The organism is Rhizobium sp. TH135 (assembly GCF_002855515.1).
Lineage (GTDB): Bacteria > Pseudomonadota > Alphaproteobacteria > Rhizobiales > Rhizobiaceae > Allorhizobium.
In genome coordinates, this window is sequence record NZ_PKRP01000001.1 from 1,073,863 (window position 1) to 1,097,750 (window position 23,888).

The 23,888-nt window shown below is 59.7% G+C and carries 22 protein-coding genes, 1 tRNA gene and 1 pseudogene; 16 read left to right on the forward strand and 8 right to left on the reverse strand.

Annotated features, from left to right (window positions below; genetic code table 11):
• Positions 1-39: 39 nt before the first annotated feature.
• The 9 genes from C0V73_RS05015 (at position 40) to C0V73_RS05055 (ending at position 10,190) form a co-directional block, all read left to right on the forward strand.
• Positions 40-1,608 carry an ABC transporter substrate-binding protein gene (locus tag C0V73_RS05015; RefSeq protein WP_102018849.1) on the forward strand — a complete coding sequence of 523 codons (1,569 nt, stop codon included), beginning with the start codon at positions 40-42 and terminating at the stop codon, positions 1,606-1,608.
• A gap of 82 nt (positions 1,609-1,690) precedes the next feature.
• Positions 1,691-2,656, forward strand: a complete 966-nt coding sequence (locus tag C0V73_RS05020; protein ID WP_102018850.1) for an ABC transporter permease — start codon at positions 1,691-1,693, stop codon at positions 2,654-2,656.
• 7 nt (positions 2,657-2,663) lie between these two features.
• Complete coding sequence (locus C0V73_RS05025; RefSeq protein WP_102018851.1) at positions 2,664-3,536, forward strand: ABC transporter permease; 873 nt, start codon at positions 2,664-2,666, stop codon at positions 3,534-3,536.
• A 17-nt stretch (positions 3,537-3,553) separates the two neighbouring features.
• Positions 3,554-4,534 carry an ABC transporter ATP-binding protein gene (locus C0V73_RS05030; protein ID WP_102018852.1) on the forward strand — a complete coding sequence of 327 codons (981 nt, stop codon included), beginning with the start codon at positions 3,554-3,556 and terminating at the stop codon, positions 4,532-4,534.
• Positions 4,531-5,559 (forward strand): oligopeptide/dipeptide ABC transporter ATP-binding protein, encoded by a 1,029-nt coding sequence (locus C0V73_RS05035; protein ID WP_102018853.1) that lies wholly within the window; start codon positions 4,531-4,533, stop codon positions 5,557-5,559. The genes C0V73_RS05030 and C0V73_RS05035 overlap by 4 nt, the downstream gene beginning before the upstream one ends.
• On the forward strand, positions 5,556-7,025 hold the full coding sequence (locus C0V73_RS05040; protein WP_102018854.1) for an ABC transporter substrate-binding protein: 1,470 nt from the start codon (positions 5,556-5,558) through the stop codon (positions 7,023-7,025). Before C0V73_RS05035 ends, C0V73_RS05040 begins: the two co-directional genes overlap by 4 nt.
• On the forward strand, positions 7,022-8,482 hold the full coding sequence (locus tag C0V73_RS05045; protein WP_102018855.1) for an amidohydrolase family protein: 1,461 nt from the start codon (positions 7,022-7,024) through the stop codon (positions 8,480-8,482). Before C0V73_RS05040 ends, C0V73_RS05045 begins: the two co-directional genes overlap by 4 nt.
• On the forward strand, positions 8,479-9,408 hold the full coding sequence (locus tag C0V73_RS05050; RefSeq protein ID WP_102018856.1) for a dihydrodipicolinate synthase family protein: 930 nt from the start codon (positions 8,479-8,481) through the stop codon (positions 9,406-9,408). The genes C0V73_RS05045 and C0V73_RS05050 overlap by 4 nt, the downstream gene beginning before the upstream one ends.
• Positions 9,408-10,190 carry an SDR family oxidoreductase gene (locus tag C0V73_RS05055; protein WP_102018857.1) on the forward strand — a complete coding sequence of 261 codons (783 nt, stop codon included), beginning with the start codon at positions 9,408-9,410 and terminating at the stop codon, positions 10,188-10,190. Before C0V73_RS05050 ends, C0V73_RS05055 begins: the two co-directional genes overlap by 1 nt.
• A gap of 106 nt (positions 10,191-10,296) precedes the next feature.
• On the opposite strand, the gene C0V73_RS05060 is transcribed toward C0V73_RS05055, so the two are convergent.
• The 3 genes from C0V73_RS05060 to C0V73_RS05070 are packed head-to-tail and all read right to left on the reverse strand — an operon-like array spanning position 10,297 to position 13,151.
• Positions 10,297-10,602: an antibiotic biosynthesis monooxygenase gene (locus tag C0V73_RS05060; RefSeq protein WP_102018952.1), complete on the reverse strand. Its 306-nt coding sequence runs from the start codon at positions 10,600-10,602 to the stop codon at positions 10,297-10,299.
• A 34-nt stretch (positions 10,603-10,636) separates the two neighbouring features.
• Positions 10,637-12,199, reverse strand: coding sequence for an autoinducer-2 kinase (lsrK, locus tag C0V73_RS05065; RefSeq protein WP_172450023.1), 1,563 nt, complete (start codon positions 12,197-12,199; stop codon positions 10,637-10,639).
• Positions 12,200-12,203: 4 nt separating this feature from the next.
• Positions 12,204-13,151: a sugar-binding transcriptional regulator gene (locus tag C0V73_RS05070; protein WP_102018858.1), complete on the reverse strand. Its 948-nt coding sequence runs from the start codon at positions 13,149-13,151 to the stop codon at positions 12,204-12,206.
• Positions 13,152-13,391: 240 nt separating this feature from the next.
• On the opposite strand from C0V73_RS05070, the gene lsrA reads away from it, so the two are divergent.
• The 5 genes from lsrA to C0V73_RS05095 all read left to right on the forward strand — a co-directional run bounded on the left by lsrA (position 13,392) and on the right by C0V73_RS05095 (position 19,279).
• Positions 13,392-14,894 carry an autoinducer 2 ABC transporter ATP-binding protein LsrA gene (lsrA, locus tag C0V73_RS05075; RefSeq protein WP_172450026.1) on the forward strand — a complete coding sequence of 501 codons (1,503 nt, stop codon included), beginning with the start codon at positions 13,392-13,394 and terminating at the stop codon, positions 14,892-14,894.
• Positions 14,887-15,912, forward strand: coding sequence for an autoinducer 2 ABC transporter permease LsrC (gene lsrC, locus C0V73_RS05080; protein WP_102018860.1), 1,026 nt, complete (start codon positions 14,887-14,889; stop codon positions 15,910-15,912). Before lsrA ends, lsrC begins: the two co-directional genes overlap by 8 nt.
• Entirely contained in the window at positions 15,909-16,928 is a 1,020-nt protein-coding gene (locus tag C0V73_RS05085) for an autoinducer 2 import system permease LsrD (protein WP_102018861.1), read from the forward strand. The genes lsrC and C0V73_RS05085 overlap by 4 nt, the downstream gene beginning before the upstream one ends.
• Entirely contained in the window at positions 16,925-17,956 is a 1,032-nt protein-coding gene (gene lsrB / locus C0V73_RS05090; RefSeq protein WP_102018862.1) for an autoinducer 2 ABC transporter substrate-binding protein LsrB, read from the forward strand. The genes C0V73_RS05085 and lsrB overlap by 4 nt, the downstream gene beginning before the upstream one ends.
• Positions 17,957-18,025: 69 nt before the next feature.
• On the forward strand, positions 18,026-19,279 hold the full coding sequence (locus C0V73_RS05095; RefSeq protein ID WP_102018863.1) for a class II aldolase: 1,254 nt from the start codon (positions 18,026-18,028) through the stop codon (positions 19,277-19,279).
• A 332-nt stretch (positions 19,280-19,611) separates the two neighbouring features.
• On the opposite strand, the gene glsA is transcribed toward C0V73_RS05095, so the two are convergent.
• Positions 19,612-20,592, reverse strand: coding sequence for a glutaminase A (gene glsA / locus C0V73_RS05100; RefSeq protein ID WP_172450029.1), 981 nt, complete (start codon positions 20,590-20,592; stop codon positions 19,612-19,614).
• A 33-nt stretch (positions 20,593-20,625) separates the two neighbouring features.
• Between glsA and C0V73_RS05105 the strand changes: the two genes are divergently transcribed.
• A complete protein-coding gene (locus C0V73_RS05105; RefSeq protein ID WP_102018864.1) occupies positions 20,626-20,841 on the forward strand; it encodes a hypothetical protein in 216 nt (71 codons plus the stop codon).
• 144 nt (positions 20,842-20,985) lie between these two features.
• Here the strand turns inward: C0V73_RS05105 and C0V73_RS23190 are convergent, their stop codons facing one another.
• Both C0V73_RS23190 and C0V73_RS23435 read right to left on the reverse strand, forming a co-directional pair.
• On the reverse strand, positions 20,986-21,327 hold the full coding sequence (locus C0V73_RS23190; RefSeq protein WP_143708307.1) for a hypothetical protein: 342 nt from the start codon (positions 21,325-21,327) through the stop codon (positions 20,986-20,988).
• A 97-nt stretch (positions 21,328-21,424) separates the two neighbouring features.
• The gene (locus C0V73_RS23435; RefSeq protein WP_348627170.1) at positions 21,425-22,519 is read right to left on the reverse strand and encodes a YeeE/YedE thiosulfate transporter family protein; all 1,095 of its coding nucleotides are present in this window, start codon (positions 22,517-22,519) and stop codon (positions 21,425-21,427) included.
• Here C0V73_RS23435 and C0V73_RS23440 point away from each other — a divergent pair.
• Positions 22,406-23,107, forward strand: a pseudogene (locus tag C0V73_RS23440) (recombinase family protein); the annotation flags it as partial. The gene C0V73_RS23435 and the pseudogene C0V73_RS23440 overlap by 114 nt on opposite strands.
• Positions 23,108-23,221: 114 nt before the next feature.
• Here the strand turns inward: C0V73_RS23440 and C0V73_RS23235 are convergent.
• On the reverse strand, positions 23,222-23,590 hold the full coding sequence (locus C0V73_RS23235) for a hypothetical protein (RefSeq protein ID WP_245407872.1): 369 nt from the start codon (positions 23,588-23,590) through the stop codon (positions 23,222-23,224).
• Between the two features lie 202 nt (positions 23,591-23,792).
• Positions 23,793-23,869: transfer RNA gene (locus C0V73_RS05125), tRNA-Met, on the reverse strand.
• Between the last annotated feature and the right edge of the window lie 19 nt (positions 23,870-23,888).

A 23,888-nucleotide genomic window follows, 5' to 3' on the forward strand; every position in this document is an offset into this window, starting at 1 on the left:
CATGCATACGTGTCGGCATACCAAAAAAGGGGAACGAAAATGCTGAATCTGCGCATGAAATCCGGACGTATCGCGGCCCTTGCCGCATTCGTCCTCTTGAGCTCGACGGCCCTGGGCGGCCTGGTCCATGCCAAGGAACTGACCGTCGGCCTGACGTCGGACGCCGTCAATCTCGACCCCCAGGCGGGCGAGGAGCTGTCCAGCAACATCCTGTTCTACCACATCTACGACCCCCTGGTCCGGCGCAATGCCGATCTGTCCTTCGGACCCGGCCTTGCAGAGAGCTGGGAGCTCAAGGATGACACGACCTGGGTGTTCAAGCTGCGCCAGGGCGTCAAGTTCCACAATGGCGAAGACTTCAAGGCGTCCGACGTCGTCTTCACCCTGGACAGGCTGAAGAAGTCGCTGATGGCCAATCTCGGCGCCAACATCGCGTCCTTTACGGCGGTCGATGACTACACGGTCGAGATCAAGACGCCCAAGCCCTATGCGGTTCTGCCGAACGATCTGGCAGCCGTCCTGATCCTCAGCGAAAAGTATGCGAAGGAAGTGGGTGACGAGCAGCTGGACCTGAAGCCTGTCGGTACCGGTCCCTACAAGCTGGTCGAATGGATCAAGGAAGATCACATTACGCTTGCCGCCAATGCTGACTACTTCGCTGGCGCGCCGAAGATCGAAGAGGTCACGTTCCGTCCGATCACCAATGGCGCCACCCGCACGGCAGCCCTGCTCACCGGCGAAGTCGATGTCATCCAGGATCTCAACGTCCGAGACGTCGACCGCGTCAAGGCGGATGACCGCTACAAAGTCATGACCAAGCCGAGCCTACTCAATGTCGTGGTCTCCATCGACCATCGTGAGAAGAGCCCCACCATCGCGCTCGACAAGAACCCGATGATGGATCGCCGCGTCCGTGAAGCCATGGTCCGCGCGATCGACGTCAATGCGATCAACAAGATCACTATGAACGGACTGTCGACGCCGTCAGAGCAATATGTCCCCGCTTCCCATACCGGTTATGTCGATGGCGCAAGCTTCCGCGACATGTACCCCTTCGATCTAGAGAAGGCGGCCGCCCTCATGGCGGAGGCAGGCTATGCCGATGGCTTCACGGTGACCCTCGACACCACCAACAACCGCTATGTCAACGACCAGCAGATCGCCCAGGCGCTTGCGTCGATGCTCGGCAAGATCAAGGTCGATCTCAAGCTCAACCTGATGCCGAAGTCCAACTTCTTCGGCTACATCCGGGTCCCGAGCGAGCAGTCGAGCATGATCATGAGCGGTTGGGACGTTCCGTCCGGTGACGGCGGCTCGATGTATAGCGTGATGTTCTACTCGCGCGACAAGAAGGAAGGCTATGGCCAGGTCAACCGCGGATCCTATTCCAATCCGAAGGTGGACGAGCTGATCGACAAGGCCGATGCAACCTCCAAGCTCGAAGAACGCGACGGATACCTGCAGGAAGTCACCAAGATCCTGATGGAAGACATCCCGATGATCCCGATCCACTACGAGCAGGATCTCTATGCCGCAAAGACCAATGTCGAAATGACACCGCGTGCGGACAAGTTCCTCTGGGCCTACGAGATCGACGTCAAGGAATAGGCCGACCCGAAACGAGCGCGGGACTGTCGAGATCAAAAGCGACAGTCCCGAATTTCTCACTTCTTCATGACGGGACACTGCCTTGCTGGGTTACACGATCAAGCGGCTCCTGCAGATGGTGCTGGTACTCTTTTGCGTATCGGTCATCGTCTTCCTGATGATGAGCTTTACCGGCGATCCCGTCTTCATGGTGATCCCGATCGATTCCACGACCGCCGAGATCGAACAGGCCCGCCGTCTGCTGGGTCTCGATCGATCCCTGCTGAGCCAGTACTTCATCTTCCTCGGCAACATGCTGCAGGGCGATTTCGGGCGTTCCTATGTGTTCCGCCAGCCCGCCATGGACCTCATCCTGGAGCGTCTGCCGGCAACGATCGAGATGGTGCTCGTGGCAATCATGCTGGCGACAGTGATCGCCGTACCGCTCGGCGTCTATGCCGGGGCCAATCCGAACAAGCCGGTGTCTCGCGGCATCATGGCCGGTTCGCTGCTCGGCATTTCGCTTCCCGGGTTCTGGGTGGGCATGATGCTGATCTTCTTCTTCTCCGTCCGCTATCAGCTTTTGCCCTCCTCCGGACGCGGCGACACGGTGGAAATTCTGGGCCTCCGCATATCCATCTTCACGGCAGACGGCTGGTCGCACATCATCCTGCCATCCGTCACCCTGGCGCTTGCCACCCTCGCGATCATGCTGCGCATGACCCGTGCGGGCATGATGGAGGTGATGCGACAGGACTATATGCGGTTTGCCCGTGCCAAAGGCGCATCCCGCCAGAACATTCTGTTCAGGCACGGCCTGAAGAACGCTCTCATTCCTGTGGTCACGATCTTTGGCCTCCAGCTCGGTGACCTCATCGCTTTTGCAACGATCACCGAAACGATCTTCGCATGGCCAGGCACAGGCAAGCTGCTGATCGATTCCATCTACCGCGGCGATCGCCCCGTCATCGTCGTCTACCTGATGCTGACAGCCTTCATCTTCGTTGCCATCAATTTCATCGTCGACATCGTCTACACGCTGATCGACCCGCGCATTACCGTGAAGTGAGGATCGCATGACCGGGTTCTTCTCTTCAGAATTCTTCTTTCATTACCGCCGAAACTTGCCGGCGGTCTTCGGAAGCGTACTGCTCGCCTTCTTCGCCCTGCTTGCGACGCTCGGACCGCTTCTCGTGTCCCAGGACCCCTACGACGTCTCCCAACTGGAGCTGATGGACAGCTTCAAGCCGCCGGCATGGCTAGAGGGTGGCGATAGCAGGTATCTGCTCGGGACGGATGGGCAGGGCCGCGGCGTGCTCGCATCCATCGTCTACGGCGCCCGGATTTCCGCCTTCATCGGCCTCGCCGCCATGATCTTCTCTTGCGTGATCGGGACGGCACTCGGGCTGATCTCCGGCTACTATGGCGGCATCGTCGACAGCATCATCATGCGCATCGCAGACATCCAGTTGTCGTTTCCGTCGATGCTGATTGCGCTCTTCCTGATGTCGGCCTTCGGGACGGGCATCGGCATGGTTCTGATCGCGCTCACCGCCGTCGGCTGGGTCGTTTATGCCCGTACCGTTCGCGGATCGACACTGAGCGAGATCCAGAAGGAATACATCCAGGCGGCCAAGGTGGCGGGGCTCGGGAACGGCGAGATCATCCTGCGCCACGTGCTGCCCAACGTGATGACCCCGCTCATCGTGGTTGCGACGATCCAGGTTGGCACCTTCATCCTGATCGAAGCTTCGCTCAGTTTCCTTGGTGTCGGCGTCCCCATCACCGAGCCTTCGCTGGGCCTGCTCGTCAAGGAGGGCTTCGACGTCCTGTTCTCGGGCATCTGGTGGACCTCTGCCTTTCCCGGGCTGTTCATCATGTTCCTCGTCTTCGGCATCAACCTGTTCGGCGACTTTCTGCGGGACGAACTCAATCCGCGCCTGAGATGACGAAGGAGATAGCGACCATGGGCGAAGCACTTCTCGAAGTCCGGGATCTCAAGACACATTTCCATACATTCGGCGGCGTGGTGAAAGCCGTGGACGGCGTCAGCTTCGACGTCCGCCCGGGCGAGGTCGTCGGCCTTGTCGGCGAGTCCGGCGGCGGCAAATCCGTGATCGGCTTTTCCATTCTCGGCCTGATCGACCCACCCGGACGGATCGAGGCAGGAAGCATTGTCTTCGCCGGCGAAGATCTGACACGCAAGAGCGAGGACCAGATGCGCTCGGTCCGCGGCGGCGAGATCGCCATGGTGTTCCAGGACCCCATGACGTCTCTCAACCCGGTCTACACGGTCGGGCGCCAGATGGACGAAATGCTGCGCCTGCATACGGATCTCGATCAGAATGCGCGACGTGCACGCTGCATCGAGATGCTCGAAGACGTCGGCATCTCGGAGGCCGCCAGCCGCCTCGACGCCTATCCGCACCAGTTTTCTGGCGGCATGCGCCAACGCGTCGTCATCGCCATTGCGCTGTTGGCCGGTTCCCGCCTGATCATCGCGGACGAACCCACCACGGCGCTCGACGTCACCGTCCAGGCCCAGATCTTGAAGCTCATGCGGCGCCAGATTGTCGAGCGCGGAGCGGCCATGATCCTCGTCACCCACGATCTCGCGGTTGTCTCCGAGATGGCGGACCGAGTGGTCGTGCTTTACTGCGGAAAGGTCGTCGAGCGGGGGCTAACGAGCGAGATCATCCAGTCCCCTTCCCATCCCTATACGCGCGGGCTCCTCGACAGCATTCCGAAGATCACCGATCGCCGGGAACGCCTCAGCCAAATACCCGGCACCGTGCCGGACATTCGCACCCTCGGGCACGGGTGCAGTTTCAGGGACCGGTGTTTCAGAGCCCAGGCCATCTGCTCGACAGAAACGCCGGCGCTCACCCCCGTGCGCGGCTCGCTCGATGCAGCCTGCCACTTCCCGCTGGAGGAGACGGCGTTATGACGACCCCTGTGCTCGAGGTCCGAGGCCTGGTCAAAGCCTTTCCCGTGGGAGGTCTTTTCGATCGGCTACAGTTCGGGAAAGGAAAACTTCTCGCTCCCCAGAAGCAATTGCGGGCGGTCAACGGTGTCGACCTGTCGATTGCGCCCGGCGAGGTCATGGCGCTGGTCGGAGAATCCGGTTGCGGCAAGTCGACCGTGGCAAAGACCATTGCCCGGATCTACGAGCCGACCGCGGGCGAAATCCGGATTGACGGGGAAGACATTTCCCGCATGCAGTTTCGCGAAATGCGCCCGATCCGCCGCAAGCTGCAGATGATCTTTCAGGACCCTTATGCCTCTCTCGACCCGCGGCAGCGGGTCAGGGACATCGTGATGGAGCCGAGACGCGCTCAGGCCGGGGGCAAGCTCAGCCGACGCGAACTCCATGACGAAGCCATTGCGCTGTTGGCAAAGGTTGGCCTCAATGCCGAACAGGCTGGACGCTACCCGCATCAGTTTTCGGGAGGTCAGCGGCAGCGGATCGGCATCGCACGCGCACTGTCGGTCCGGCCAAAGATCATCATTGCCGACGAGCCCGTCTCGGCGCTCGACGTGTCGATCCAGGCGCAGATCCTCAATCTGATGATGGACCTGCGCGACGAGTTCGGCCTCTCCTATCTGTTCGTCTCGCACGACCTCTCGGTGGTTCACCACATCGCCGACCGGATCGGGGTCATGTATCTCGGCTTCATGGTGGAGACGGCGAGCCGTGACCAATTGTTCAGCCAGCCGAAACACCCCTACACGCAGGTTCTGCTGTCGGCCGCGCCGACCATCGACAAGTCGTTGGCTAAGCCGAAGATCCAGATCGTCGGCGAAGTGCCAAGCGCCCTGCGCCTGCCCTCCGGATGCTGCTTCAGGACGCGCTGCCCCATGGCCTTTGATCGATGCGCAGTCGACCGTCCGGTTCTGACACCCCAGCCCGATGGCAGCGCCGTGGCATGCCACCTCTACGATCGGAATGATGCCGAAAGGAAAAGCCAGTGAGTTCGCCCGCCGTCATTGTTCAACCGCGCCTTGCCCTCGAAGATCCGCATGACTGCACCGATGCCAACGACATGCTGGCCGTCTTCGACGCGCTGTTCGACGGACTTGTGCGCTATGGCAAGGATGGCGGCTATGTGCCAGCACTCAGCAGCTCCTGGGATGTCACACCGGATGCGCGACACTGGACGTTCCGGCTGAGGGAAGGCTTGAGCTTTCACGATGGCACCCGCTGCGATGCGGCGGCCGTCTGCCAATCGCTGATACGCATGGCCCGTCCTGACAAGGGCTACACGCTCGGCGCGCCCGGGGTCTGGCATCAGTATCTCGGCGACGCGGAGATCGAGGCAGTCGATCCCCTGACGGTGGCAATCCGCCTGTCGAAGCCGATCGCCGATCTCCTCGACATCCTTGTTTACGGCTACGTGGTCGCTCCCTCCGCACTGGACCGCTACGAGGCGGGAGACACGTCAAAGCCGGTCGGTACAGGCCCGTATCACCTGATTTCCTACGAACCAGGCCATGCCCTACACCTCCAACGTTTCGAGGGCTGGCATGGCGAGACACCAGCCAATGCCGAACTGACGTTCCGCCTGGAACCAAACCGGGAAGCGCGGCTGGAGATGCTGATCTCCGGCCAGGCGCAGGTTGCAAACAGCCTCGATTTCGAAGCCTCCAAGGCGCTCGAGGACACAGGCCAGCATACGCGGGTCACATCACTCGTCCCCGTCGCCATCATCTATCTCTTCAATGCTTTCAAGGGACCGCTGACCGACAGCCGCGTTCGCCGCGCTCTCAATCTGGCGATCGACCGCCAGGCCCTGATCGATCGGGTGGTGAGAGGTGCAGCAAAGCCACTGACCGGCTTCGTCAGCCCCGTGCATTTCGGCAGCCTGCCATCGGAGGATCTGCGCCCTGACCGGGATCAGGCAAAAAATCTGCTTGCCGAGGCCGGCTTTAGCGAAGGCATAACTATCGAGGTCGATTGCCCGACACGCCTTCCCGATGAAGCCGAGGCACTGACGGCCGCTCTTGCCGAGCAGCTTGCCACCGTTGGCGTGACACTGAACGTGCACCTCCACACAGACCGCGAAGCCTATGCGCATGGTGTCCGCCTGAAGCAGGTGCGCGACATGTGCGTTTTCGATTCCAGCCCCTTGAGCACCTTCCGCATCCTCGCGGAGAAGATCGATCACAGGGCTAAGGGCTCCTGGTGGCTGGGCTTTCACAACGCCGAGGCCGAAGACTTGCTCGATAGGGGCCGGGCAACTGTTGATTTGACTGAACGTGCGGAGATCTTCGAGCAGGCCTTCCGGGCGCTGCAAGTGGATCCCCCATGGCTCTATCTCTACAATCCGCTGAGGGTGACAGGCCTGTCCGGCTCGTGGCCAAACTGGCGCATGCGCCAGGATTGCGTGCTCGACGTGACGCGGCTCCCTGACTTCCAGTCCGGGAAGAAAGCATCATGAGGCGCGTCGATCTGATCATCAGCGGCGGCACCGTCCTCACCATGGACGGCAGTCGCCGCGTGCTCGACAAGGGTGCGCTCGCCGTTCTCGACGATCGCATCGTCGCGGTCGGGCACACGGACGAGATCGCCAGAGAATACCAGGCCGAGCGCCATATCGACGCCCAAGGCAAGGTGGTGATGCCCGGGATGATCGACGTGCATGCCCATGCCGGCCACGGTCTGATCAAGACCATGGGCATGGAGCAAGGCAATCACTGGGAAGAGATCTGCAACGCTGCCTATACCGTCGGCTCGACACCGGAATTTTGGTTCGCGGAGGCGCGGCTTGCCGCCCTTGAGCGTCTGCGCTTCGGCGTTACCACCGGCGTTTCGCTTCTCGGTGGCGGCGACACGATCATGCGGACGGATGACGTCGCCTATGGGAGCGCCCATTGCGAGGGCGTGGTCGCAATCGGCACGCGCTCGGTTGTCGCCGTCGGGCCAACCCGCCCTCCACATCCGCGAACCTATGCGTCCTGGCACGACGGCCAGGCGTCAGAACGACCGGTCACCTTCGAGGAGCAGTTTGCCGTCAGCCGGAAACTGCTTGATCTGTGGCACGGGCGCGGACGTCTCAAGATCGCCTTGCTCACCCCCGTTCTGCGTGACGAGCACCAGCGCGACATGTCAGCCGCAGACTACGAAGCCGCAGTCGCCCAAACGCAGGCCGTGCGGGCACTCGCGCGCGAAGCGGGCGTGGTGTTTACCCAGGATGGTCATTGGAAGGGCTCCGTCTCCCGCGCCGAAAAGCTCGGCATCCTCGGACCGGATGCGCTTCTGTCCCACGCCATCGACATCACGCCCGAAGAAATCCGAATCATCGCCGATACCGGCACCCGCATCGCCCATAACCCCAGCGCCATTGCCTCCATTCTTGGCCGATGCCCCGCGATCGAACTGATCGAGGCCGGTGCCGTGGTCGCGATCGGCTCCGATGCAACCGCGCCGGACCGATCGGCGGACATGTTCCGGCACATGCAGCAATGCATGCACTATCACCGCACCCACTTTCGCGATCCCTCGGTCCTGCCTCCGGGCAAGGCCCTTGAGATGGTGACGATCGATGCGGCGACCGCCCTGGGGCTAGACCGGGACCTCGGCTCCCTCGAGGTCGGCAAGAAAGCCGATATCGTGTTGGTCGATATGCAGCGCCCCCACTTGGCGCCTCACCAGATGCCCATTTTCCGCCTGGCCTATTTTGCCAATGGCAATGACGTCGACACCGTCGTGATCGACGGGCAGATCCTGCTCGAAGGAGGCCGCCCTCTGCTGACCGAACTCGATGAGGTCGTCGCAGAAGCCGACAGACAAGCCCGGTTGCTGATCGAGCGCATGGGGCTCGAAAAGATGATCAGCCAGCCCGAAGGCTTTTTTGGCCATGCACGATATCCAAAACATCAAGGAGACAGCCAATGATGAGGCTGAATGAAGAGGCAAAAGGCGTCTACGTCATAGCCCTCACCCCTTTCACCGGGACGGGTGATCTCGACCTGGACAGCACGGACCGCATGGTCGATTTCTACCTCGAGCGCGGCGCGACGGGACTGACCGTGCTTGGGATGATGGGCGAAGCGCAAAAGCTCACCATCGAGGAATCACAGACCTATGTGCGACGTATCCTTCGCAGGGTCGATGGCCGCGTGCCGGTTGTGGCAGGCGTCTCTGCTGCGGGCTTTGCCCAGATGCAGGCCCTGACCTCGATGGTCATGGATGATGGCGCGGCTGGCGTGATGATCGCTCCCCCCTCGTCACTGCGCAACGATCAGCAGATCGTCACCTACTACAAGCAAGCGGCGGAGTTCATCGGCGATACGCCTTTCGTGCTGCAGGATTTCCCGCTCGTCACGAGCGTCACCATCCCCGTCTCCGTGATCCAGACGATCATCGACCAGATCCCGACCTGCGTCTGCCTGAAACACGAGGACTGGCCCGGTCTTTCCAAGATCACCGCACTACGCACCGCTTCGGAGACGGCCGGCAAGAGACGCATTTCGATCCTGTGTGGCAATGGCGGCGTCTTCCTGCCGGAAGAGATGGCGCGCGGGGCAGACGGTGCGATGACCGGCTTTGCCTATCCCGAAATGATGCGCGACGTCGTTCGCTATAGCGAGCAGGGAAATCCGGAGCGCGCGCAGGACATCTTCGACGCCTATCTCCCGCTTGCTCGCTACGAACAGCAACCGGTCCTTGGCCTTTCCATCCGGAAATACATCATGGCGAAACGCGGCGCGATCGCCACGCCGGCACTGCGCAAACCGGGGGGAGCCCTTGCTGCCACCGATATCAGCGAGATCGAGCGCCTCATCGCGCGACAGGACAGAAGATTGAAGGAACTCGGCTGATGGAACTCGGCTTGAAAAACAAAACCGCTCTCGTGCTGGGTGCAAGCCGCGGACTGGGTGCCGCGATCGCCCGAGGGCTCGCCGAAGAAGGGGTGACAGTCCATGCCGCCGCCCGCAAAACCTCAGCGATCTCGGCATGGGCTTCCGAGCTCGCACCAACGGCCGGTCCTGTCATCCCGCTGCAGCTCGACCTCTCGGACATCGACAGCGTGAATAAGGCCGTCCAGTCGCTCATGGCGGCAGGCGGTGTCGACATCCTCGTTAACAATTCTGGAGGCCCGCCGCCGGCCGCAGCCATCGATGCGAAACGAACGGACTGGATCAACCACTTCGAGACGATGGCCGCAAACATCTTCCACCTGACCACCACCCTCCTGCCCGGCATGCGGGAAAAGCGATGGGGTCGGATCATATCAATCGCCTCCTCCGGCGTAGAACTGCCGATCGCACGGCTGGCGCTGTCGAACGGCATCCGCTCGGCCCTGATTGGCTGGTCGAAAACACTCGCTGCGGAAGTCGCCGCAGACGGCGTCACCGTAAACGTGGTTCTTCCGGGACGCATTCACACACAACGGGTGGACGAACTCGACGCAGTGGCAGCCAGCCGCTCAGCCAAGAGTGTCGAGGAGATCGCGGCCGAATCCGCAGCCGGCATTCCGGCCGGACGCTATGGACGGCCGGAGGAATTTGCCGCCGTTGCCGTCTTCCTGGCCTCCGAGCCAGCCTCCTATGTGACGGGAAGCAAGATCCGCGTGGATGGCGGTGCCATCAGATCCATCTGAAGCAGGATCAGGCAAAACGGACGGGCATTCAACATGTCCGTCCGAAATTCGTTCACCGGAAAGCACGACATGCCATCCGATTGCAAGGCCGCGCTAACTGAATGGGTCAGGCCGTCAGAAAATCCGCCATCTCGACATTGTAGAAGGTTTTTGTGCGCGGCCCCGTGATGATGGGATCAATGCGGCGGACGCATTCCAGGTAATGCGCGGTCTTGCGGTGCTCATCTAGCGCCTCTGCGGACCTGAACACCTCGTAAATCACAAAGCTATGGTCATCCTCCGGGTTGCGCAGCACGTCAAAACGAAGATTTCCCGGCTCGCGGCGGGTGCCCTCATAGTTGATCCGAAAAGCATCGAGAAACTCGTCGACATGGCCTTGCTTGACGTGAATTGCGACCATTTGAATGAGCATATCTTTATCCTGACTGGTTGTTCGATCTTGAAATTCAGAGGCCGGGTGCTTTCCACATGGCCGTGGTAATATCCTCATCGACGAGCTGGCGCTGCAAAGCATAGGCCCGTGCCCAACGGTCGCTCGCGTGATCATAGATGGCCTTGTGCGCGCGATTTGGTTCGAAGTGTTTGTCCCAGCGAACCCAGCTTTCCGCAGCCTCGACAAAATCGCGTCTCAGGCCAATGCCGATCGCAGCGGAAGCAGCACATCCAAGGGCGGTTGCCTCCTTCACGACCGGTGTCACGACAGGCAGCCCCGTGGCATCAGACAGGATCTGTGACCAATAGGCAGACTTCGACGCACCGGCAGCAAAAACGATCCTTTCGGGTGTCTTCCCCGTCAGCCTGAAGATCGCATCGAGATTGCGTGCAGCAACGATGGCTGCGTTCTCCTGCAAGGCCCGGAAGATGGCAGCCTTGCCGGACTTGTCCGGATCGATCGACAGGTTCAGCAAGGAAGGCGCAGCGTGGTACCAATTGCCGTAATGCATGACGTCGGAGAACACGGGAATGATCCCGTAGGCGCCAGGCGGAATAGCTGCTGCCTTTTGCTCCAGCAGCGTATAGGCGTCTCCGTCTGGTCCGGCAGCGGCCATTTCTTCCGCGCCAAAGCTGTCACGGAACCAGCGCATAACGGCGCCCACGAAGAAACTGATCGCCTCGGCCTGGTTAAGCCCGGTTACAACATGCGGGTTAATCCGCAGGTTCATCGACGGATCGGATACATCGAGACCGACATTAACGACCTGCTGCCAGAACGTGCCGCCAAGCACGGCGCAGTCGCCTTCGCGCACAACGCCGATTGCCGCGGCACCGCTCTGGCAGTCGCCACCGCCCATGATGACGGGTGTTCCCGCCTCAAGTCCCGTTTCCAGCGAGGCCTTTTCGGTCACCCGACCGATCATGGTTCCCGGCTCCACGCTCTCTGGAAAGATGTCATCGCGCAGGCCGGCCTTCGCCATGGCGTCTGGTAGCCAGTCGCGCGCCGTCAGACTGTATAGGCCGGTCGTTCCGGCATTGGAGGGCTCGCTGGCGATGACACCGGAGAGCCGGGTCAGAACCCAATCGGACAACATGCTGATGCGGTGAATTCGGCCATAGATTTCCGGCAGGTTTCGCTTGAGCCACAGAAGCCTGGGCAGAGCCCCAAGCGCAAAGGTCTGTCCGCTTTTTTCATAGAGCTCTCGCTCCAGTTCCGGGAACTCCCGCTTCAGGTCCCGGACTTCGTTGACAGAGCGGCTATCGACATTGGCGCAGGCCCAGATCTCCCGGCCGCTCCGATCATAGGCGACGATCGCCTCGCGCATGCTGGTCGCACTGACAGCCTTGATTTCACCAGCCTTGATACCGGCTTCGGCGATGGCCGCCCGAATGGCATGCGAAAGAAGAGACCAGTTTCCCTCGACATCAAAATCCATGGAGCCGGAAAAACGCGGATCTGCCTTATGCCACCATTCTTGCTGTGCACTCGCGATCTGGTTTCCGTTCTCGTCGAAGATAACAGCGCGCCCGCTGCCCGTTCCGGCATCGACTGCGAGCAAATAGGAAGTGGTCATGATTTCAGTCCTTCATTTCAAGGAGGCCCGCAGCCGTAGTCTCGTCGGTAATCAGGATGCCGACGAACTTGCCACGCAATGCGGCGTGGATGGCTTGCACCTTGTGCGTACCACCAGCTGCCGCCACGACCTTCTCGGCGCGTGACAAGGCGGCCAGCTTGACGCCGATAACCCTGTCATGGAGAGGCAGATCAAGCGGCTCGCCACGTTCATTGTAGAACTGGCACAGGATATCGCCGACAGCACCCTTCCGGCGCAGAGGCTCCACCTCATCGGGGCTCACATAGCCGGAGCGCACGACTGTCGAGGCTGCGGACAGTTCACCAATACCCACCAGCTGGTAGGACGCGTTGAGCGCCATATCGAGGAGATTGGCAACCGCAGGCTCGGAAGAAAGATTGCGCGCAACATCAGGATCGCGAACGACAAGCGGCGCAGGAACAAGGTGGACGCTGCTTCCCCAGTTGGCTGTGCGCATGCCGTCGACATAGGTACCGACACCCCCGGTCAGGCTGACAAGGCCGATATTGCGCTCGTTCGCCAGATGTCCGAGGCGTTGGATCGTATTCGAAACCGTTGCCCCCCAGCCGACGGCGAGCAGATCATTCGTCTGAAGCCTTTGCATAAGGAATTGTGCAGCAGCCTGACCAAGGCGATCGCTCGGATCCTGATCGGGGAGCTGCGGAACAACATAGGCTTCCAGCAGTCCGTAACGTTCCTTGATTTGCCGCTCGAGCGTAAGGCAACCCTGGTAGCGCGAGTTGATGCGCACCTGGATTATCCCGGATCGCCGCCCGCTTTCCAGGAGCCGGGAAACCTTGATCCGCGACATATTGAGCTTGTCGCCGATCTCATTCTGCGTCAGGCCATCGTTGTAATAGTACCATGCGATCCGCGTGAGGATTTCCTCATCTGCGTCCGCATAACTCCATTCACCATTTTCCGATGCCATGCGCCAGGGCTCCCTCCGCCTCAATTGATCATTTGAGTATCAAATAAACATCTGATCCGTCAACGTCGAGTTTGGCAGAAAAAATTCTCTCGCACCTAATCATTTGATTTCCTCTAAATATTCATGATTTGCAGCGCACCATCGTGACATCAGGAGCTATCCAGCTCTCGTGAACATGTTGACGAACCCGAAGCGATATGATCATTTGATTACCAGAACATACATATGAACAGGTGCAGCATGACAGGTAGCCAGACGACCGGGAGGGTCGCGAAGCTCACCGAAATCTGGAAATCCTACGGCGCAATCCCCGTGCTGAAAGGCGTTTCGCTCGATTTGCAGGCTGGAGAGGTTCACGCTCTCCTCGGCGGCAATGGCGCGGGCAAATCCACGCTTATGAAGATCATGTCAGGCGTGATCGCGGCCAATTCAGGCTCGATCGAGATCGACGGACAAGTACTAACACATGCGTCGCCCGCCCAGGCCCAGGCACTCGGTCTCTATCTCGTGCCGCAGGAAGCGCACATTCTGCCCAACCAGACTGTTCTGGAGAACATCTGCCTTGGCCTCCGGCCCTCGCCACTGATCCTTCGCCCCCGTGTCGAGCAACTAATCGCCGAGCTCTCCGTAACCCTTGATCTCGATGGACAGGCTGCAGCCTTGGAGATCGCGGAACGACAGATCGTCGAGATCTTGCGCGGCCTTGTTCGCGATGCACGCGTCCTCATTCTCGATGAACCCACATCGGCACTGACCCCGTTTGAAACCAGCGCATTGTTTGACCGCGTCCGCAAATTGCAGGCGCAGGGGGTCGGCATTTTCTTCATCTCCCACAAGCTACGCGAGATCCGGGAAATCTGCGGGACGATCAGCGTTTTGCGCGATGGTGTCATCGTACTTTCAGGGTCTCTCGACAGTTATACCGATGCAGCCATCGTCGAAGCGATGAGCCGAGTCCAGATCGGCGCGACACCTTCGAGGATTCGAGAGCAACGCGTCGCAGACAACACTGACGCGCCCCGCCTTTCCGTGTCCGGATTGAGTGGCGAAGGATTTCAGGACATCAGTCTTCAGGTCCGCAGTGGCGAGATCCTCGGGCTTGCCGGCGTCGTTGGCGCGGGACGAACAGAGCTTGCCGAGACCCTTTTCGGTCTGAGAGGTCAGTCGACAGGAACAGTCACACTTGATGGACAGGAGCTCAGGAAGAGGTCTCCGCGCATCTGCATCGATCGCGGGCTTGTCTATTTGCCGGAGGATCGCCAGCAGCACGGGCTTTTCCTCGAAGCCCCCCTCTTCTGGAACGTCTCTTCTTATCTTGTCCACCGCCTGCCCTTCTTCCTACGGCCAAGCTCCGAGAAAAAGAGCTTCGAGGCGTTTCGCCAGTCCATGGGCATTAAATGCAGCGGCCCCGGCCAGGAAGCGCGCGGCTTGTCGGGCGGCAACCAACAGAAGGTCCTCATGGCGAAATGCCTTGCAGCACGACCTAAGGTGCTGATCCTCGACGAACCGACACGTGGCGTCGACGTTGCGGCGCGCAACGACATCTACAATCTCATCGAAAAACTCGCCCTCGAAGGGGTGGCGATCATCCTCATCTCCTCCGACTTCGACGAAATCGAGCAATTGGCCGACCGGGTCGAAGTCATGGCCTTCGGACGGCAAGGTGGCGAACTGAAGGACGACATCTCGGTCGATGCGATTGCGCGGCTTGCCTTCGGCGCTTCGGAGGCCCGTCATGCTTGACCTTTTTGCCAAGAACCGCGTCGCAACCCTCCTTGTCGTTCTTGCCCTTGCCTATGCCGCCATCGGCGCTGCGGCACCGGGCTATCTTTCAGGCGCGACACTTTCCTCTGTCTTTTCGAGCAGCCTTGTCCTGATGCTGATCTCGCTCGGCACGATGATCGTCATCCTGACACGCAACATCGACGTCTCAAGTGGCTCGGTCCTCGGTTTGAGCGCAGCCGTTCTCGGTCTCTCGTTAAATGCCGGCATGAGCCTGCCGCTGGCAATCGCTACATGCCTTCTGACAGGCGCCCTCGCCGGCGCATTCAACGGTCTGATGGTGGCCTATCTCGGCATCCCCTCCATCGTGGCGACACTTGGAACACTTGGCCTCTACCGTGGAATCATGCTGGTCATGACGGGCGGTCGGTGGATCGAAGACCTTCCGCAAGGCCTGAAGGCACTGGCCGCCAATCTCGGGTTTGGCTTGTCCTCTCTTACGGTCGTCGTCCTCGCGCTCGTTGTTCTGACCTGGATTGGCCTTCGCAAGACACGGTTCGGTCGCTTCTTCTACGCTGTCGGCGACAACAAGGCGGCCGCTCACCATCTGGGTGTGCCGGTGCACCGTGTTCAGTTCACCGCCTTTGTGGCGACAGGCATCTGCTCGGCTCTTGCCGGCCTCATCTTTGCAGCCCAGATCGGATTCATTCCGAACCAGGCTGGCAACGGGATCGAGTTGAAGGCTATTGCCGTCAACGTACTCGGCGGCGTCAGCCTGCTTGGTGGGACGGGCTCGGTCGCTGGCGTCTTTGCCGCGGTGATCTTCATCACCTCGATCGACAGTGCGCTCGTCTTCCTGAAAATTCCCGCCTACTGGAACGACTTCATCGCCGGCGCTCTGCTATTGAGCGTGTTGCTGCTCGATGGACGGATCCGGCAGCTCATTGATCGGCGCATCCGTGCCCGCCGCTATGCGGTCCATGAACGTTCGCCATCTCCCGAACAGACAATTGTAAGCACAGCGGAGGCTGCCCGATGAAGAATCTCTTCTTCCGATGGGAGACCGCTCTCCTTGCCATGCTCGTTGTCGAACTCGCGGTCTTCGGGCTGATCAATCCCAGGTTCCTGAACGTCGCCAACCTCGTCTATGGCACGTCCGACTTCATCCAGATCGGGATGGTCGCCCTGCCGCTTACGCTCGTCATCATTGCCGGTGGCATTGACGTTTCCTTCGCTTCGGTGATCGGGCTGGCTGCCATCATCTTCGGCGTTGCTACATTCTACGGCGTCCCTCTACCGCTGGCGATCGCTTTGGCACTCGCGACGGGCGGCCTGTGTGGCCTGTTCAATGCGACGCTCATTCACCTGTCGAAGATCCAGCCCCTCGTTGTCACACTGGGAAGCCTTTATCTGTTCCAGGGCACGGCCACAGTTGCATCCGGCCTTGTCGGTGCTGGCGGCTACGAGGGCATTGGCAACTTCCCTGAGGCTTTCAACGCCTTTGGATATGCCGAGTTTCTCGGGCTGCCGGCGTCGCTCGCCCTCTTCCTGGCGCTCGCCTTTGTTCTTGTTGTCCTGCTGCATTTCACCCGTTTCGGTCGCACTGTCTTCCTCGCGGGTCAGTCCGAGGACGCAGCACGCTTCGCCGGTATTCCCGTCAAGCGCGTTCAGACAATCACCTATGTGATCACAGGCGTTTCTGCGGCACTCGCCGGCCTCGTGATGTCGGCCTATTTCGGCTCGGCCCGCGTCGATCTCGGTTCCGCGACGCTGCTGCCGGCAGTCACTGCGGCAGTACTCGGTGGCGCATCGATCTATGGCGGCCAAGGCTCCATCCTCGGCACGCTCCTCGCAACATTCGTCATCGGCTATCTGCAGCAGGGTCTGCAGGCAGCCGGGGTTCCCAGCCAGATTTCCAGCGCACTTTCGGGAGGGTTGCTGGTTGTCGCGGTCGCATTGCGCCATGGGAGCGCAATGCTGGCCGATTTCATCGCCGTTGCCCGGCAACAGAAAAAGCCTACGGCAACGGTCACTTCAGGAGGAGAAAGTAAATGATTAAGATCATGTTAAAATCGGGCGCTCTGGCGAGCGTTCTTGCAGCCGGAACCATGCTGGGCGTAGGCTCGGCCAATGCCGAAAACCAGATTGCCTTCATCCCCAAGCTGGTCGGTGTCGGCTTCTTCACCTCGGGTGGCGCAGGTGCCGTCAAAGCCGGCGAAGAGCTCGGCGCCAAGGTGACCTATGACGGACCGACCGAGCCGAGTGTTTCGGGCCAGGTGCAGTTCATCAACAACTACGTCAACCAGGGCTACAATGCCCTGATCGTGTCATCGGTTTCGCCTGACGGCCTGTGCCCTGCCCTCAAGCGCGCCATGGAACGCGATGTTCTGGTCATGACCTGGGACAGCGACGTCAACCCGGATTGCCGCAGCTACTACATTAACCAGGGAACGCCGGAGCAGCTGGGTAGCCTGCTGGTCGAGATGGCAGCCGAGGGCGTGACGAAGGAAAAGGCCAAGGTCGCCTTCTTCTACTCAAGCCCAACCGTCACCGACCAGAATGCCTGGGCGGAAGCCGCAAAGCAGAAGATTGCCATGGAGCACCCGGGTTGGGAGATCGTCACCACCCAATACGGCTACAATGATGCGCAGAAGTCCCTGCAGACGGCCGAGAGCATTCTGCAGACTTATCCCGACCTCGATGCGATCATCGCGCCTGACGCCAATGCGCTTCCTGCTGCAGCGCAGGCCGCCGAAAACCTCAAGCGTGCCGAAGGTGTGACGATTGTCGGCTTCTCCACGCCGAATGTCATGCGCCCCTATATCGAGCGCGGCACGATCCAGCGCTTCGGCCTTTGGGACGTGACGCAGCAGGGCAAGATCTCCGTCTACGTCGCCGATCATGTCCTGAAGAACGGACCGATGAAGGTTGGCGACAAGCTGGATATCCCCGGCGTCGGCACCGTCGAAGTCTCGGCGAACAGCGTCCAGGGTTACGACTACGAGGCGGATGGCAATGGCATCATCCTGCTTCCGGAGCGGACCGTCTTTACCAAGGACAACATCGGCAACTTCGACTTCTAACAAACTGACGAACTTACGGCGGGCGGCTTCGGCTGCCCGCCGACTTCATTCAAGAGACAGGATATGCCGATGCAAAGCCGCTGGAACGACGAAGACGCAAATCGCTATGCAGAAGCCGCACGCGCTACCAGCCAAAGTGATGCTCTCGGCCTTCGGATCTACTCCTCCCGCATCATCGGTGGCGATCCGGACCTCGTCCTGCACGGAGGCGGCAACACATCGGTGAAAGTCGTTGCCGATGATGGCTCGAAACTGATGCACATCAAAGGCAGCGGATGGGATCTCGACACGATCAAAGCACCAGGGCTCCCTGCCGTGCACCTCGCTCCCCTGCTTGAAGTGCGCGATGGACCAAAGCTCTCCGATCCCGACATGGTTGCGCTGCTACGCCGGAACCTGATCTCAGCGGATGCACCGAACCCATCAGTTGAGGCGTTATTGCACGCCTTCCTGCCCTTCACATTTGTCGATCACACACACGCGACGGCCATTCTCGCGCTGGCCGACCAGCCGGACATGCGCGAAACCGTAAAGCGCATCTACGGCAGCCGCGTCGCCTATGTCCCTTACGTCATGCCGGGATTTGACCTCTCAATTGCAGGCGACCTCATCTATCGGGAAAATCCGGGCTGCGAGGGGCTATGGCTTGAAAACCACGGGCTTTTCACCTTCGCGAACGACGCCCGTACGTCCTATGAGCTTATGATTGGATTCGTGACGATGGCGGAGGAAGAGCTTGCCCGAGCCGGTGTCACCCTTACTGGACCGCAAAACAATGACGGTGAGCAGGATCAGGGCCTAAAGCTTCGTTTGGAACGCGCCCTCTCCCAGCCGAACTCACCATTCGAGAAAGCCATCTTCCTGGACTATCGCTCGACATCCTCCATTAGGGACTATACCGCCAGAGAGAATCTCGAGGAGATCGCACAGCGAGGCACGGTGACGCCCGACCACGTCATCCGGATCAAGCCCTGGCCGATGATCATAGAGGCAGACGCAAGCGAAGCGGCGATCGTAGAAGCACTCGAGGCTTATGCGGCACGCTACAGATCGTATTTCGAGCGCAATGCCGCACGGCAGAGCGAGCCGAAGCAGATGCTCGACGCCTATCCGCGCGTGATCATTGTTCGGCACAAGGGCATGTATGCGCTTGGAAGCACGGAAAAAGCGGCAAGGATCGGCGGAGACCTCTGCGAGCAAGCGACACGTGCAATCAACGCAGCCGAGGCCTACGGCAAGTTCACGCCGATTGGGGAGGCCGACCTTTTCGATATGGAGTACTGGTCACTCGAGCAGGCCAAATTGAAGGTGGCGGCACACTGAAAGGTGCTTTAGTGACGTCGTGTGCGCCCGATCTGCAATTTGGTAGGCTGCGACGTGTGATGTTGCGCAACCGATCAGGCCGAATTTTTCAATCATAAGCGTCACTATAGGCGGATAAGTCCTAAATTCGCATTCAGTTGGTCCTTTGTGGGGTAAGCCGAATTATGTAACAAAATCCCGTAGTCATTTTAAATCCGCAATGGGGCGCAGACCTCGTCAAGCTATGCCTGCAAGGCCATGTCGCTGCGCTTGGCGCTCCTGAGGTGATTTCCCCGAAGCTCTTCGACCAGAACGAGCCGGCTCTATCAAAGAAATTCGTGTTGGCTGGCAATTCACCGGCGCGCCCTGCCGAAGACAGACCAGTCGGTCTTGGAGCTGATCAACTCTAGCCCCAGTGTGCCGAGCCAACTGTTGCCCATTGAGTCGAGTGCTGGCGACCACACGGCGATTGAGGCGCAGTGGGGGGCAACGGCAAGAATTCCCCCGCCGACGCCCGATTTGGCTGGCAATCCAACCCGATAGGCGAAGTCACCTGAGCCATCATATTGGCCACACAGCATCATCACCGAAAGGATCCGCCTAGCGCGCCGCGCAGCTGCCAGGGTTGCATCGTTCTCTTGTTCGGGGTCGTCAAGGATGAGAAAGCGGCCTGCCTTGGCAAGTCCACGACAATCCAGCGTGATGGCGCATTGGTGGATATAGGCTTCCATAACCTTGTCTACCGGATGATTCAGATTGCCGTGGTGTCTCGCCATGAACATCAGCGATCGGTTGAGGTCGCCGCCGGTACGGTCGCTGGCCATAACATCCTTGTCGAGCGTCATCGCCTCACCGTCGAGCATTCTTTCAACAAAGCGAACCACATGACGATTTGGATCTGCGCTTCCTCCGAGACCGGCGAGAACATCGCATACGACCAATGCACCGGCATTGATGAACGGGTTGCGTGGAACACCCTTAGCGCGCTCAAGATCGATAATGGAATTGAAGGGGTCGCCCGATGGATCACGGCCGATCCGTTTCCACAAAGCCTCGCCGAGCGCCTCTAGCGCAAGCTCAAGGGCGAAGACCTTGGATATGGATTGGATCGGAAAGCCGATGCTGGCATTGCCGGCGGCGGCTAGCTGGCCGGTCCTGGTAAATACTGCGATGCCGAACTTTTTAAAGTCTGCCTTGCGCGGGGTTGGCTTATCCTTCTCCTTAGCTTCCGCGACAGCCTCGTCGTAAATTCCAGGCGCACGTGTTTTCACTTGAGAGACAACATCGCCGAGAATCGCCTTCAACTCTGTCGCATCCTTAACAGGATCTGCCATGTCATACGTCCTAATCTGATTGAAATGTGCCGCTTGTCGTTACTGTATAGCTATGAAGCGCTGGACATCATCAGCGATCAGGCAATCAACCTGCTGATCACCGACAACCAAAAGCCCGGCAAGCATTCTGGAGTCGATGTTGCTCAAGTGGTCGCCGATCCCTTGCCCAAAGCAGGCATCACTATTCCGCCTGGCAAATTGGCGCCAGCCGAAATCGATCTGCCTGCGTTAGCCCAATTCTTCCCTTAACCCTGCGATCTTTCGGTAGTTGTCGTACGCAAGGAAGAACGAGATGGCCCTTCACTCCGTTGGTGATGTCAAACGTAGGAATGGCAAAAACTCGAAAAATTGTTGGACATCCGCAGGTCCAGATAGCGTCAAAGTCGAAGCGACTTATGCCTTTACGCGGCGTGCCATGTCTTCTTGATGCAGGATGTGCGAAATTTCTCCGAGTATATCTTTCCGACGCAGCGCCTTGTCAGCAGAGTGTCGGGCGATCTGTTCGTCTGTCGCGTCAGTGGCGATATGACCCGATGTCTCGTTTTCGGCGATATCGCGGAGAATGTTCATGAGCACGAGGTTCCTCTCGTGCATCTGCATCACCATTTCCTTCACTTTCAAACGTTGAGACATACCATCACCCTGTAGAATATTGGCTTTAGGCAGATAACTGAGCAGAGGCGGAAAGGTGCCAACGGGCGATTTGGATTCGTATTTTGGGTCAGTTCGGCGCAAGCCTCGAGCCCGGCTGTAGCTGTAAGCGCGCCGTCCTGTTCCTAGTCGAGCCGACCGAGACGAGACCAGCGTCGTTATGACCGTTGGCGGCGGCTGATCAGAACATCCTGTACTCCCGGCCGAAACCGAGGCACCTAGCCAAGGCCGGCTGCCGATAAGCCAGCAAGTCGTGGACGATTAGCCAAATCGCCGGATGCCGAGCAAGCCGGACACGGCGCCCGCTGTACTGAAGATCAGGAATATCCAGCCCGAGACGGCCCCTGCTTGAATTCCCGAGAGCAAAACACCGACGGTGCAGCCGAGACCGGTCATGCCCCCCCCAACCCATCAGCACGCCCCCAGTGAAGCGTGCCAGCAGTCCGCGTGCGTTTGGCCATGAGGGTTCAAAGCGGCCGGAGAGAAGGGCTGAAGCGAAGCGCGCCACGACGAGGCCGATGACGAAGAGGCAGTTGGGAGAGAGCAAGGCAGTCTTGACCGCGCTGATACAGCCCCGGGCGGTATCGAGCCCGACGAACGTTTCCGGCACGATACCGGCGGAAAGACCTGCGGTCCGCACCAGGCTTCCGAGTTCGGCGGTCACGCCGAGCAGGGCAACGCGAAGATAGGCGGCATCACCGATCGCTGCAACGATAAGGTCAGTGACCACAGGCGGCCATCTGCTCACGAAGATAGCGTCAAAGGCGAGCTTGCTGGCAGGCGTGGGGTCGAATGTCGGGAGACATGGAGCAGAATGAGTGTCAACCTCGCAAGCGAGTTCGCAGCACATCAGGGCTGGACCGTTGCTGGCATCTATGACGACCGCGCTGTCAGCGGCACGATGCTCAAGATGCGACCTGGCATTCAAGACGTCTTGCGGGCGGTCAAGCGAGGCGGTGTCGACATTCTTCTCTGCATGTCGGTGGATCGTATCTCGCGCGACATGGAGCGTAGCTCGGGCATCCTGAAGCAACTGCGCCATAAGGGTGTCGAACTCTGCACAGTCCAAAATGTTGCGCCGGTCAACGACATGGAACTCGGCCTCCGCGCAATTATCAGCCACGATATGATCGAGCAGACTCGCTACAAGACCCGCGAGGGTATGAAGACGGCAATCCGCAAGGGCAAGGCGGCCAGTGGGATTGCCTATGGCTACCGAGCAAAGCTGGTCTACGACGAGCATGGCGACCGCATTCCAGGCCTTCGCCAGATCGATGAGGAACAAGCCGAAATCATCCGCTGGATTTTTCAGAAGTACGTTCTTGGCCGGTCTCCGAAGGAGATGGCGGTCGAGCTCAACAACCGTGTCCCACCGGTGCCTGGTCCGAGGGGGCTGAAGTGGCGTGACACCGCAATTCGCGGCAGCAGGGAGCGGCGCACCGGTATTCTTAACAATGAGACCTTTGTGGGCCGTCTCATCTTCAACCGTCGAAAGTTCAGCAAGAACCCGGAAACGGAACAGCGCGAAGCGCGCATGAATGATGAGAGCGACTGGGTGGTTTCCGAAGTTCCCGAACTCCGCATCATCGATGATGAACTATGGTCAAAGGTAAAGCAGAGGCAAATCGAGGTCGAAGCGCAATTCAATCATACAACGACAAATCGCCTCAATCGGACGCATCGTCCCAATTACCTGCTCAGCGGTTTGCTCGAGTGCGCGCATTGCGCAGGGCCGTATGCCATCATGTCCAAAAATCGCTACGGGTGCACCAATCGTCAGAAGGACCTGCCGATCGCCCATCTTGATGATGGTATTTGCCCCAACTCGAAGACCATCAGTCGAGCCGAACTGGAGACGCGGGTTCTCGACGCAATCCCGGCCCGCCTTTTGTCAGTCGGCAGTACTGCAAGCCTGCAGGACGAGATCAACAAGCAATTGGCGGCCACAGCGAAAGCCGGGGAACGCGATCAAGAGAAGCTAAAGAGCCAACTCAACGACGTGTCGCGAAAGCAAGAAGCCATCGCGACTCAGGTCACCGATCGTATCCTCAACGGCCAGCCGCAAATCGAAGCGTTCAACAAGATGCTTGATGACCTTCAGCGTCAGCGTGACGAGATCGAATCTTCGCTTCGAATCCAGCAGAAGAAGCGGTCCGGTCCGCCCAAGACCTTTACGGTCAATCCGTCGATGTTTACGGCGGCGATCGGTGCGTTGACGGCGGTGGCCCGCGCCGGTGCGAGCGAACATGACGACGTGCAGCGTCATTTCAACTTCTTGAGAGAGCTGGTCCAAAAGGTCGTGATCGCGCCGTCTGCCGACGGCAAGTCGGCGGAGCTGACCATCCATGGCCGCCTTGCTGGTGTACTGGCTTCAATGCAGGCTTTCCAGGATTATACGGCCGGTCTGCGCGAACAGCACGCAAACGAGTTCGCCCGCCGTGTGAGGGCGGGGGAGTTCAAGGACAGGGCAGAGAAGATGGCGGATTTGCACCGGTTCGAGGCAGTCCTCGCTGAGGAGGAGACTTCATGGCGCCGGTTACAAGTTTCAGTGGTTGCGGGGGCAGGATTTGAACCTGCGGCCTTCAGGTTATGAGCCTGACGAGCTACCGGGCTGCTCCACCCCGCGCCAAGAGCGTAACAACTGA

Coding starts and splice junctions, on each gene's coding strand:
- C0V73_RS05060 (WP_102018952.1), bottom strand. CDS start 10,602: ATGCTCATTCAAATGGTCGCAATTCACGTCAAGCAAGGCCATGTCGAC.
- lsrB (WP_102018862.1), top strand. CDS start 16,925: ATGATTAAGATCATGTTAAAATCGGGCGCTCTGGCGAGCGTTCTTGCA.
- C0V73_RS05030 (WP_102018852.1), top strand. CDS start 3,554: ATGGGCGAAGCACTTCTCGAAGTCCGGGATCTCAAGACACATTTCCAT.
- C0V73_RS23235 (WP_245407872.1), bottom strand. CDS start 23,590: ATGGATGGTCAGCTCCGCCGACTTGCCGTCGGCAGACGGCGCGATCAC.
- C0V73_RS05045 (WP_102018855.1), top strand. CDS start 7,022: ATGAGGCGCGTCGATCTGATCATCAGCGGCGGCACCGTCCTCACCATG.
- lsrA (WP_172450026.1), top strand. CDS start 13,392: ATGACAGGTAGCCAGACGACCGGGAGGGTCGCGAAGCTCACCGAAATC.
- C0V73_RS05055 (WP_102018857.1), top strand. CDS start 9,408: ATGGAACTCGGCTTGAAAAACAAAACCGCTCTCGTGCTGGGTGCAAGC.
- lsrC (WP_102018860.1), top strand. CDS start 14,887: ATGCTTGACCTTTTTGCCAAGAACCGCGTCGCAACCCTCCTTGTCGTT.
- C0V73_RS05095 (WP_102018863.1), top strand. CDS start 18,026: ATGCAAAGCCGCTGGAACGACGAAGACGCAAATCGCTATGCAGAAGCC.
- C0V73_RS05035 (WP_102018853.1), top strand. CDS start 4,531: ATGACGACCCCTGTGCTCGAGGTCCGAGGCCTGGTCAAAGCCTTTCCC.
- glsA (WP_172450029.1), bottom strand. CDS start 20,592: ATGGCAGATCCTGTTAAGGATGCGACAGAGTTGAAGGCGATTCTCGGC.
- C0V73_RS05050 (WP_102018856.1), top strand. CDS start 8,479: ATGATGAGGCTGAATGAAGAGGCAAAAGGCGTCTACGTCATAGCCCTC.
- C0V73_RS05025 (WP_102018851.1), top strand. CDS start 2,664: ATGACCGGGTTCTTCTCTTCAGAATTCTTCTTTCATTACCGCCGAAAC.
- C0V73_RS05015 (WP_102018849.1), top strand. CDS start 40: ATGCTGAATCTGCGCATGAAATCCGGACGTATCGCGGCCCTTGCCGCA.
- C0V73_RS05085 (WP_102018861.1), top strand. CDS start 15,909: ATGAAGAATCTCTTCTTCCGATGGGAGACCGCTCTCCTTGCCATGCTC.
- lsrK (WP_172450023.1), bottom strand. CDS start 12,199: ATGACCACTTCCTATTTGCTCGCAGTCGATGCCGGAACGGGCAGCGGG.
- C0V73_RS05070 (WP_102018858.1), bottom strand. CDS start 13,151: ATGGCATCGGAAAATGGTGAATGGAGTTATGCGGACGCAGATGAGGAA.